The following is a 7,160-nucleotide window of genomic DNA, read 5'->3' as shown; positions in this document are numbered from 1 at the left end:
TCTGCAGCCCGGCCACCGCCCGCTCGGCCCCGCGCCCCGGCCTCCCGCCTGCCGGGGCGAGCAGGTGGCTCGGCACGGTTACCTCCTGCCCCGGTGGGTAACCCATTCCTCGGTGCGTCCAACGGGGGAGCGCAACATCCCTCGCGGCAACGGGCGCGTCCGCCTGATTCGGACCTACATCCCGACTGGCCGGCAGCCGGACGGGACTAGCCCCGAGCATCGAGGAGGCCAGTCAATGCCCGGTGAGACGAGGAACCGCGGAACCGAAGACCGCCCACCGGCGGCCGAGGGGGAGCGGGGGGCACTCGGTAGACGTCCGGCGTCGGCACCGCCCCGCCACCCGGTCGGTGGCGGCCAGCAGCCGGCTGCCCGGGCGGTGCGGGCTAGTCCGGTTGTCGCTGCGGTGCCTGCAGGTGGAGCCGGCCCAGCAGCTGACGGGCCTGCTCGGCATACTGCTGATCGACGATGACCGCGTACTGGTTGGCGCGCAGTGAACTGGCCGAGGTGAAGTCGCGGCGACCACCGGTCATCGCATGTGCCACAGCCCCGAACACCGCACCCCAGATCGCACCGATCACCAGGCCGGCGAGGACCACCGCGAGCCAGTTTCCCGCGGTGAAGATGCCGAACAACAAGCCGATGAAGAGACCGAACCACGCGCCGGTACCGGCGCCGAGCAGCCCCGCCCGCCCGGTGCTCAGCCGGCCGAGGACCGTCTCGACCAGGGTGAGGTCGGTGCCGACGATGGCGGTGTGCTCCACCGGGAACCGGTTGTCCGCCAGGTAGTCAACGACCCGCTGGGCGGTGCGGTAGTCCGGGTATGCGCCGATTGTCACCGTCGGCGGCCCCATTCCCGGGCCGTCGCCGTCGCCGCTGGGCGGTGACGGATGACCCGCCGGACCGGAGGGGATGGTGTCGCCGTCCGCTGAACCGGGACGCCAGGCTGAGGTCGGACTCGAAGGTGTGTTCATGAGTCTCCTCCTTCGTCACCATCCACGTTCCCCGTTGGCCCAGCGGGTAACCCGTGCTCGTGCCCGGCGAGGGCGGAACCAGGGTGGCGGCGCACCGGCGACCAGTAGGCTCAACCGGTGCACGGGGAAGCGGCGAGCGTGGTGGTGATCGGCGCGGGGCTGGCCGGAGTGGCGTGCGCCCATGAACTGGCCCGGGCGGGCGTACCGGTGCAGCTTCGAGAACGTGGGCAGGTGGCCGGCGGGCGGATGGCCAGCCGGAGTTTCGCGGGGCGCCCGGTGGACCTGGGTGCCGCGTACCTGACGGTCAGCGACCCGGGCTTCGCCGCGGTGCTGCGGCAGTGGCGGGCGGCGGGCCTGGCCCGCGAGTGGACCGACACCTTCCTCGCCTACCGCGGCGAAGACCGGCGGGAGGTGGTGGGGCCCATGCGCTGGGCCGCTCCCCGCGGGCTGCGTTCGCTGGTGGAGCAGCTCGCCCAGGAGCTGCCGGTGAGCTACGGCCGTCCGGTACGCAGCGTCGGACCCGGTCCGACCGTGGACGGGCAGCCCTGCACGGCGGTGGTGCTGGCCATGCCCGGCCCGCAGGCGGTGCCGCTGCTGGACCCGGCCCTGACCGCCGCGACCCGGGCCACGCGAGCCCAGTCCTGGTCGCCGTCACTCGCCGCGATGTTGCGCTTCCCGGAGCGTTGTTGGAGCGGACTACGCGGCGCCTTCGTCAACGACCATCCGGTGCTCACCCTGGTCTGTGACGATGGCGACCGCCGGGGCGACGCAGCACCGGTTCTCGTCGCGCACACCACCCCGGAGTTCGCCGCCGCGCACCTGGACCATCCCGCCGCTGCATCCTCCGCCATCGAGGTGGCCGTTCGGGACCTACTCGCGCTGCCGGTGTCGGCCGATGAGCGGTATGTGCACCGGTGGACGTACGCGAAGCCGACCGTGGCGGCGGCGGCCACCTACCACCTGGATGCCGACGGGATCGGGCTGGCTGGTGACGCCTTCGGCCCGCCCCGCGCCCAGACCGCCTGGCGCTCCGGCCACGACCTGGCCCACGCCCTTCTCGCCCGCTGGGCGGACCAGTAGCGCCGTACCCCGCGCCCAAGGGGGTGGTGTGGCGGCAGTGGCGACCGGAACGGTCTTCGTGGGCCGGTCAGGGCGACCCGACGAGGGGCGGAAAACGCTGAGGAGCGCTGCGGAGTGCCGGTGCGGTGACTGGGTATGCGCGCGAGGTAGTCCATGCGAAGGAGGGCATCATGCCGGAAACCCTCGCGGTGCGGCAGGTCGACATCGGGGCCGCCGTGACCGATATGTGGCGGGCAGTGCTGTTGTTCATACCGAGAGCCGTCGCGTTCATCGTGATCCTCGTGATCGGATGGCTCATCGCCCGAGCCGTCCTCAAGGCGGTGGACGCGGCGTTGGAGCGGGTGAACTTCGACCGCGCCGTGGAGCGCGGCGGCATCAAACGGGCACTGGCGCGTACCAAGTACGACGCCAGTGACATCCTCGCGCGGCTCGCGTACTACGCCGTACTGCTGTTCACGCTGCAGTTCGCGTTCGGGGTGTGGGGACCCAACGCGATCAGTGACCTGATCAGTGGTGTGGTGGCGTGGATTCCGCGGGCGTTCGTGGCGATCGTCATCGTGGTGGTGGCCGCGGCCATTGCGAGCGCGGTCCGCGACCTCGTCAGTGGCGCGCTCGGCGGTCTGACGTACGGCCGGGTCCTGGCCGACGCGGCGGCCGTCTTCATCCTGGCCCTTGGTGTGATCGCGGCGCTGAACCAGGTCGGCATCGCCACCACGGTGACCACGCCCGTGCTGATTGCCGTGCTCGCCACGGTGGCCGGGATCCTGATCGTGGGTGTCGGTGGTGGTCTGGTCAAGCCGATGCAGAGCCGCTGGGAGGGCTGGCTGAACCGGATGGCCGAGGAAGGGCGGGCCGTCCAGCAGCACCGGCAGGCCCAGGGCGCCGGCCGCAGCGACGTCGAACGGCAGATGGCCGACCGGACCGGACGCGAACCGGAACGGACGCATGCGCAGACCCACGAGGCGGCGACCGCGGGGAGCGGTGGTCGCAAGTCGGGCGGTACGGGCGACGAGACCCAACAGTTCGACCGTTGAGCGGCGGCCGGAGCACGGGGGTGGTCGCCGCCGGGTGGCCACCCCCGAAACGGGTCAGAGCGGCGGGAGCGGGGCCGGTCGGGGACCGTCCAGGGATCGGGCCAGAGCGGCGACCGCGAGTAGGCGGGTGAGGAGCCAGTCCGGCGGCCCCGCCCAGTCGATCGGCCCGGCCGGCGGAGCCCAGTCGTGCTCCCGGGCCGCGGCGTGGATTCCCTCCGTGTAGCCGGCCAGGGCAGCGACAGTGAGCGGCCGACGATCCCCGTCGAGGCTCTCCCGGACCGCCGCGGCGTGCTGGTCAACCAGGGCGAGGAGACCGGGCCGCGCCGCCGCTGCAGCCAGGCCGTCGGTGCCCACGGTGCTGGACAGCGACGCCAGCGTCGAGCGGGCGGCGTCAACGAGCAGGCGGGGGTTGACCCGTTCCAACGGTGCGCGCATGGGGAACGAGACTAGCCCGTGAAACCGGCAGTCGACCTCGTCTGCTCCCCGGCTTGCTTTCTCGGTCAGTTGGCCGGTGCGGATTGGTATCCCGGCTCCGCCACAGCGACCCGGGGCCTGGCCAGACGTGCGCAGCGCTCGTGCCGGTGCCGGTGCGTCCCGTCGGCGGGGGGATACACCGGCACCTGGCCGGTCAGGAGAGCCGACCCCGGTGGTTCAGGGTTGGTGTCCGAGATCACATGGTGTCCGGTCCGGTCCGCCCGGTCGTGGACGGGCGGTAGGCCCGGTCCGGGTCAGTCGGTTCCCGGCCGGTCTCGGCAGCCTGGCCGCCGCGGTCCACCGCCTGGGGCCCGTGCCCGAACGCGGCCTCCTCCCCGGCGTCGTTTGCGGTTACGTCGTCGGCCTGGCCGTCCATCGCCGCACGAGCGATGGCCCGGTCCAGCTCCACCAGGGGAGTCCGCTCCTCGTCACGCCACGCCTTGTCGTCGGTCATACCTCCGGCGGTACCCCGACTCCATCCGCGCGAAACCCGCCGACGGCCCCCGCTGGTGCCGGAGGCCGTCGGCGAGGAGCGCCGTGGATCAGGGCTGCGGGCGGTCGACCTTGCCGCGCCAGGCGCCGGTCGCCTGGTTGCGTCCTTCGATGAACTGCTTGAACCGTTCCAGGTCACCCTTGGCCCGGTGGTCCACGACGCCGAGTGTGTCCCCCGCGTGCTCCACCGCGCCGTGCGGCGCGAAATCGAGCTGGAGCGTGACCCGGCTGGTGTTTTCGTCCAGCCGGTGGAAGGTGACCACCCCCGCGTGCTGGGCGCCGCCGATCGAGCGCCACGCGACCCGCTCGTCCGGGAGTTGCTCGGTGATCTCGGCGTCGAACTCGCGCCGCACCCCGGAGATCTCCACGGTCCAGTGGGTCATCGTCGGGGAGAGGTGCCGCACCTCCTGCACCCCCTCCATGAAGTGTGGGAACTCCTCGAACTGGGTCCACTGGTCATAGGCGGTGCGGACCGGGACGGCGACATCCACGTATTCCACGACACCACTCATCAGCTCCTCCTCCCCGCCACTGTCTGGCGGCTCGGGCCGGGTGACGGCCCGGGTTACCAGCGGGTCGTCTCGTTGCGATGGCCGAGCGCGGCCCAGATCTCCGAGATCGTCTGGTAGCGGGTTCCCGTGGGCAGGCGTTCCAGCGCGGCGACCAAATCGGCCGGAGCGTCGTTGTCCCGTGCGTTGGCGACCAGGGTCTCGCGGTCGCCCGGCAGGGCGGTCATCGTGATGAACCGCCCGAGCCGGCTGCGGGCCTCGACATCCTCGGAGCTCATGCCCTGTGGGCTGCCGCTGCGCAGCGCGCCGGCCGGCGCCGTGGTGGGCTCGGGTTGGTCCTCGCCCGCCGGTTCCGGCTGACGGAACTCGTCGACCCGCGATCCGGCCGCTCCCGGACCCTGTACGAGGCCGCTGACCTCGCTCTCCATCTCGTCGTCGAGCCTCGGACCGTGCTTGCTGCTGCCGCGTTCCATGTCTTCTGCGCTACCCGACGGGCTCCGGGGGTAAACCCCGGAGAGATCCGGTTTGTCGGATCGGCCGTGGGGAAAGATCACTGGAGACACCGACGCGGAGGAGGATCGAGATGCCCGGACGGGAGGATATGCCCAGCACGCTGCGACGTTCCCCAGACAAGGCGCAGCGTACCTGGGAGAAGACCCACGACTCGGCCCTACAGACGTACGGCGAGGGGGAGCGGGCCAGCCGGACCGCGTTCGCGGCGGTCAAGAACGAGTTCGAGAAGGTCGGCGACCACTGGGAGCCGAAGGGCCGCAAGGGTCCGAGCGATCGGCAGGCCGCCGGTGGTGGTCCCCAGCGCCGCGCGGCGACGGCGGGGGGCGTCGACGCGAACGCCAGCAAGGACCACCTGCTGCAGGTTGCCCGCGAACTCGACATCTCCGGCCGGTCAACCATGACCAAGCCGGAACTGGTGCGGGCGATCGAAAAGGCCAACAACCGGCTGACCGCCCAGGCCCGGCAGCGGGGCCGGAGCCGGTAACCCCGGCCCGGCAGCTCGGCCCGAACCTCATTGTCCAGGGAGCCGGAGCCGGTAGAGCACCGTTGGGCGCCGGGCGGCCCAGGTCACCAGTGTCCGCCGCCCGGCGCCTGCAGGTGGACCACCTTTGTGGCGGTGAACTCGTCGAGCAGCTCCGGCCCGTACCCGAAGCCCTGCCCGCTGCCCCGACGCGGATGAGCGGCCCCACCCGGCGCCCCGCCGAAGACGGCGTTGATCTTCACGGTACCGACGGGGAGATCCCGGCAGGCGCGTTGCGCGTGACTCATCGACGCCGTCAGCACCGTCGCGGCGAGCCCATACGGCGAGTCGGCCGCGCACCGGAGGGCCTCCGAGAACGAGTCGACCACCACGACCGGGGCGACCGGAGCGAAGGTCTCCTCGCGGATCAGGGGCATGTCCTGCCGGCAGTCCGTGACCACCGTCGCCGGGTAGAAGGCGCCCGGACCATCCGGCAGGGTACCGCCGATCCGAAGCTTCGCCCCCTGCGCCACCGCGGCCGTGACCTGTCCGTGCACGTGGTCTCGGTGCCGCCGGTCAACCAACGGGCCCAGCTCGGTCGCCGGATCGACGCCCGGGCCGGTCCGCAGGGCCTGCGCCCGCTCGACCAGGGCGTCGACGAAGTCCTCGGCCACATTCCGGTGTACGTAGATCCGCTCCACGGCGACGCAGATCTGGCCGGCGTTGGCGAACGCACCGATCGCCGCCTGCTCGGCTGCCCACCGCGGGTCCACGTCCGCGTCAACGACGAGCGGGTCGCTGCCACCGTTTTCGAGGAGCACCTTCGCTCCGGTCCGGGCTGCCGCGGCGGCGATCGCCCGGCCGGTGGCGGTCGAGCCGACGTGGGCGAGCACGTCCACCGGCTGGGCGGCCAGCGCCGCCCCCACCTCGGGCCCGCCGGTCAGCAGCGAGAGCACGCCGGGCGGCAACGCCGCGTCCACCGCCTTCGCCAGCAGCCATCCGGTCGCCGGAGTCCGTTCGCTGGGCTTGTAGAGCACCACGTTGCCGGTTACCAACGCCGCGCCGAGCAGGCCACAGGAGACCGCGACCGGATCGTTCCAGGGGGTCATCGCGGCGACCACACCGCGGGGCTGCGGCAGCATGAAGTCGATCGCCTCAGCGGCGCCGTGCAGGGTCCGGCCACCGCGGATCGGCGCCAGCTCGGCGTACTGGCGCAGGGTGCTCACGCCCGCGTCCACCCCGCCCCGCGCATCCGCGAGCGGCTTGCCCATCTCCACGGTGGTGGCCTGCGCCAGCTCGGTGGCGGCCGCCGCCACCGCGTCCGCGGCCCGATGGAGGGCGGCGGCCCGCTCCGCCGGGGGCGTCCTGGCCCACTCGGTGGCGGCGCCCCGCGCCGCCGCCACCGCCTTGCGGACCTCTTCCGCCGTCGCCACCGGCACCGAGCTGACCGCAGTGCCGTCGGCCGGGTCGTGGACGACCAGGTCGCCCCCCTCGCCGCCCGCCCCCCACACCCCGCCGATGAGCTGAGCAACCGTGTACATGCGGCGGTAGATGCCCCGGGCAGCCCCGGGCAAACGCTATTTGTCCTGGCGACCGCCGGCTAGCATGCTCGAGTGAGTCGAATCGA

9 protein-coding genes are annotated in these 7,160 nt (G+C 72.5%); 3 read left to right on the top strand and 6 right to left on the bottom strand.

Translation table 11 applies throughout. The annotated features are described in order from the left end of the window. Positions 1-383: 383 nt before the first annotated feature. Entirely contained in the window at positions 384-851 is a 468-nt protein-coding gene (locus AC1UKG_RS12710; protein ID WP_018743906.1) for a general stress protein, read from the bottom strand. A gap of 258 nt (positions 852-1,109) precedes the next feature. Between AC1UKG_RS12710 and AC1UKG_RS12705 the strand changes: the two genes are divergently transcribed. Both AC1UKG_RS12705 and AC1UKG_RS12700 read left to right on the top strand, forming a co-directional pair. Next, positions 1,110-2,051, top strand: coding sequence for an NAD(P)/FAD-dependent oxidoreductase (locus tag AC1UKG_RS12705; RefSeq protein WP_482642988.1), 942 nt, complete (start codon positions 1,110-1,112; stop codon positions 2,049-2,051). 170 nt (positions 2,052-2,221) lie between these two features. Next, positions 2,222-3,085, top strand: a complete 864-nt coding sequence (locus AC1UKG_RS12700) for a membrane protein (protein WP_482642935.1) — start codon at positions 2,222-2,224, stop codon at positions 3,083-3,085. A gap of 54 nt (positions 3,086-3,139) precedes the next feature. On the opposite strand, the gene AC1UKG_RS12695 is transcribed toward AC1UKG_RS12700, so the two are convergent. The 4 genes from AC1UKG_RS12695 to AC1UKG_RS12680 form a co-directional block, all read right to left on the bottom strand. Further along, the gene (locus tag AC1UKG_RS12695) at positions 3,140-3,520 is read right to left on the bottom strand and encodes a DUF6401 family natural product biosynthesis protein (protein WP_018743909.1); all 381 of its coding nucleotides are present in this window, start codon (positions 3,518-3,520) and stop codon (positions 3,140-3,142) included. A gap of 235 nt (positions 3,521-3,755) precedes the next feature. Beyond that, positions 3,756-4,013 carry a hypothetical protein gene (locus AC1UKG_RS12690; RefSeq protein WP_482642934.1) on the bottom strand — a complete coding sequence of 86 codons (258 nt, stop codon included), beginning with the start codon at positions 4,011-4,013 and terminating at the stop codon, positions 3,756-3,758. 88 nt (positions 4,014-4,101) lie between these two features. Further along, entirely contained in the window at positions 4,102-4,563 is a 462-nt protein-coding gene (locus tag AC1UKG_RS12685) for an SRPBCC family protein (RefSeq protein WP_018814099.1), read from the bottom strand. 53 nt (positions 4,564-4,616) lie between these two features. Continuing rightward, a complete protein-coding gene (locus AC1UKG_RS12680) occupies positions 4,617-5,033 on the bottom strand; it encodes a DUF2795 domain-containing protein (RefSeq protein ID WP_018743911.1) in 417 nt (138 codons plus the stop codon). Positions 5,034-5,143: 110 nt separating this feature from the next. On the opposite strand from AC1UKG_RS12680, the gene AC1UKG_RS12675 reads away from it, so the two are divergent. Further along, on the top strand, positions 5,144-5,557 hold the full coding sequence (locus AC1UKG_RS12675; RefSeq protein ID WP_026271368.1) for a ChaB family protein: 414 nt from the start codon (positions 5,144-5,146) through the stop codon (positions 5,555-5,557). An 83-nt stretch (positions 5,558-5,640) separates the two neighbouring features. On the opposite strand, the gene AC1UKG_RS12670 is transcribed toward AC1UKG_RS12675, so the two are convergent. Then, complete coding sequence (locus tag AC1UKG_RS12670; RefSeq protein WP_018814098.1) at positions 5,641-7,074, bottom strand: aldehyde dehydrogenase family protein; 1,434 nt, start codon at positions 7,072-7,074, stop codon at positions 5,641-5,643. Positions 7,075-7,160: the final 86 nt, after the last annotated feature.

This window comes from Salinispora sp. CH2A1_6 (assembly GCF_056820975.1).
Note: the sequence above shows the minus strand (reverse complement) of the source record. Positions and strands in the feature narration are given on the sequence as shown.

What these genes read in the sequence shown, in the direction of transcription:
- AC1UKG_RS12710 (WP_018743906.1), bottom strand. Translation starts at nt 851, where the DNA reads ATGGGGCCGCCGACGGTGACAATCGGCGCATACCCGGACTACCGCACC.
- AC1UKG_RS12675 (WP_026271368.1), top strand. Translation starts at nt 5,144, where the DNA reads ATGCCCGGACGGGAGGATATGCCCAGCACGCTGCGACGTTCCCCAGAC.
- AC1UKG_RS12700 (WP_482642935.1), top strand. Translation starts at nt 2,222, where the DNA reads ATGCCGGAAACCCTCGCGGTGCGGCAGGTCGACATCGGGGCCGCCGTG.
- AC1UKG_RS12690 (WP_482642934.1), bottom strand. Translation starts at nt 4,013, where the DNA reads ATGACCGACGACAAGGCGTGGCGTGACGAGGAGCGGACTCCCCTGGTG.
- AC1UKG_RS12670 (WP_018814098.1), bottom strand. Translation starts at nt 7,074, where the DNA reads ATGTACACGGTTGCTCAGCTCATCGGCGGGGTGTGGGGGGCGGGCGGC.
- AC1UKG_RS12685 (WP_018814099.1), bottom strand. Translation starts at nt 4,563, where the DNA reads ATGAGTGGTGTCGTGGAATACGTGGATGTCGCCGTCCCGGTCCGCACC.
- AC1UKG_RS12680 (WP_018743911.1), bottom strand. Translation starts at nt 5,033, where the DNA reads ATGGAACGCGGCAGCAGCAAGCACGGTCCGAGGCTCGACGACGAGATG.
- AC1UKG_RS12695 (WP_018743909.1), bottom strand. Translation starts at nt 3,520, where the DNA reads ATGCGCGCACCGTTGGAACGGGTCAACCCCCGCCTGCTCGTTGACGCC.